The following is an 839-nucleotide window of genomic DNA, read 5'->3' as shown; positions in this document are numbered from 1 at the left end:
GTAACACGCGCAACGCCGGCGTCGGCTCATGTCTGCGGTGGAGCTCGGCGCCGCGACGGCGCACTTTGAAGTTGCTCATCTTGCGCTTGACCCCTCGCGGGTTGTGGCGGCCGCGGCTGCTCACGCAGCGGCCGCGGCCGATCTCGGCGAGCAGCGCGTCGCGCCAACTTCCGATGCGCTCAGGGGGGAACRGCCGCTGCTTGCGGCATTTTTCGCTTGATCACGCGCACGGCGTGCATGAAGCTCAAKCGGTCCGGATCGAGCTSTTGCTGCCAAGCCGCTTGCGCCATSAGCTGGCGCACGGCGAAGTGCGCCAGCAGCAGCCCCCACAGCTCCTGCTGTACCAGGTCCGGCGTCTTGCTGCGCAGCACGGTGCTGGCGCCACGCAAGTGCGTCTTGAACTCGTCAAACACACCCTCGATTTCCCAGCGCTCGTGGTACAGCGCCGCCARCTCCAGGCCCGGTGCTTGATCGGCGTTGAGCASGGTGGTGATCAATCGGTAGCTGTCTTCGCTAGGGGTGGCCGAGTTGTGCAGCGYGTACTCAATGACGCGCACGGTCGTGCCGTGACGCCGAGCGCTGTCGGCACTGTCGTAGACGGTGCTCAGGTAMGAACCGTCGGCCAGCACCTSCTGTGGCGCCAGCTTGATCGTGGCGCTCACGCGCCACAGCAGTGCGGCCCCGCTGCCCGCGGCCAGTTGCCACAGCTTGAAGCTGTAAAAGCCCCGATCCGCCAGCAGCAGCATGTCCTTGCGCAACCAGTCGGGCAGCACCTCGGCGGCCATCGCTTTCTCGCTGCGCGCGTACGGGGCGATGTCCGCCGCCACGACGGCGTGCGT

At 67.0% G+C, this 839-nt stretch carries 1 protein-coding gene; it reads right to left on the bottom strand.

The window, feature by feature from the left end:
* Positions 1 to 179: 179 nt before the first annotated feature.
* Positions 180 to 839 (bottom strand): IS4 family transposase (locus AC1DY5_RS57390; protein ID WP_478123000.1); only part of this gene is annotated, 660 nt, incomplete at its 5' end.

The organism is Variovorax sp. P4_D9 (genome assembly GCF_056401695.1).
Note: the sequence above shows the minus strand (reverse complement) of the source record. Positions and strands in the feature narration are given on the sequence as shown.